A 1,768-nucleotide genomic window follows, 5' to 3' on the forward strand; every position below is an offset into this window, starting at 1 on the left:
AGCTCTTTAACAATTTGATCAGGTAATTCATGTGGGCGTTTGCCGATGAGGGTGACAAGTCACCAAATATCAAGGCAAGCGCACAAGAAGAATTTTCGAATTCTTCAAATTCGTTTGAACCTTGAGCCAGGATTGATTCACCTTTGTCACTTTCGAGTGACAAGTAAGAATCACACTGATTTTAAACTGAAGAGTTTGATCATGGCTCAGATTGAACGCTGGCGGCAGGCTTAACACATGCAAGTCGAGCGGTAACAGGGGAAGCTTGCTTCCCGCTGACGAGCGGCGGACGGGTGAGTAATGCATAGGAATCTGCCCGATAGTGGGGGATAACCTGGGGAAACTCAGGCTAATACCGCATACGTCCTACGGGAGAAAGGGGGCTCCGGCTCCCGCTATTGGATGAGCCTATGTCGGATTAGCTGGTTGGTGAGGTAAAGGCTCACCAAGGCAACGATCCGTAGCTGGTTTGAGAGGATGATCAGCCACATCGGGACTGAGACACGGCCCGAACTCCTACGGGAGGCAGCAGTGGGGAATATTGGACAATGGGCGCAAGCCTGATCCAGCCATGCCGCGTGTGTGAAGAAGGCCTTCGGGTTGTAAAGCACTTTCAGCGAGGAAGAACGCCTGTCGGTTAATACCCGGCAGGAAAGACATCACTCGCAGAAGAAGCACCGGCTAACTCCGTGCCAGCAGCCGCGGTAATACGGAGGGTGCAAGCGTTAATCGGAATTACTGGGCGTAAAGCGCGCGTAGGTGGCTTGATAAGCCGGTTGTGAAAGCCCCGGGCTCAACCTGGGAACGGCATCCGGAACTGTCAGGCTAGAGTGCAGGAGAGGAAGGTAGAATTCCCGGTGTAGCGGTGAAATGCGTAGAGATCGGGAGGAATACCAGTGGCGAAGGCGGCCTTCTGGACTGACACTGACACTGAGGTGCGAAAGCGTGGGTAGCAAACAGGATTAGATACCCTGGTAGTCCACGCCGTAAACGATGTCGACCAGCCGTTGGGTGCCTAGCGCACTTTGTGGCGAAGTTAACGCGATAAGTCGACCGCCTGGGGAGTACGGCCGCAAGGTTAAAACTCAAATGAATTGACGGGGGCCCGCACAAGCGGTGGAGCATGTGGTTTAATTCGATGCAACGCGAAGAACCTTACCTACCCTTGACATCTACAGAAGCCGGGAGAGATCCTGGTGTGCCTTCGGGAACTGTAAGACAGGTGCTGCATGGCTGTCGTCAGCTCGTGTTGTGAAATGTTGGGTTAAGTCCCGTAACGAGCGCAACCCTTGTCCTTATTTGCCAGCACGTAATGGTGGGAACTCTAAGGAGACTGCCGGTGACAAACCGGAGGAAGGTGGGGACGACGTCAAGTCATCATGGCCCTTACGGGTAGGGCTACACACGTGCTACAATGGCCGGTACAAAGGGTTGCCAACTCGCGAGAGTGCGCCAATCCCGAAAAGCCGGTCTCAGTCCGGATCGGAGTCTGCAACTCGACTCCGTGAAGTCGGAATCGCTAGTAATCGTGAATCAGAATGTCACGGTGAATACGTTCCCGGGCCTTGTACACACCGCCCGTCACACCATGGGAGTGGACTGCACCAGAAGTGGTTAGCCTAACGCAAGAGGGCGATCACCACGGTGTGGTTCATGACTGGGGTGAAGTCGTAACAAGGTAGCCGTAGGGGAACCTGCGGCTGGATCACCTCCTTAAACGATGCGTCATCCCTCGCGGTAAACGTCCACAATGAATTACCTGATCAGA

1 rRNA gene is annotated in these 1,768 nt (G+C 54.0%); it reads left to right on the forward strand.

From position 1 onward, the window contains the following. Positions 1-183 precede the first annotated feature (183 nt). A 16S ribosomal RNA gene (locus tag ACT3TC_RS17045) occupies positions 184-1,716 on the forward strand. Positions 1,717-1,768 lie beyond the last annotated feature (52 nt).

This window comes from Halomonas sp. AOP27-A1-41 (assembly GCF_052378605.1).
GTDB classification, from domain to species: Bacteria; Pseudomonadota; Gammaproteobacteria; order Pseudomonadales; family Halomonadaceae; genus Vreelandella; species Vreelandella citrativorans.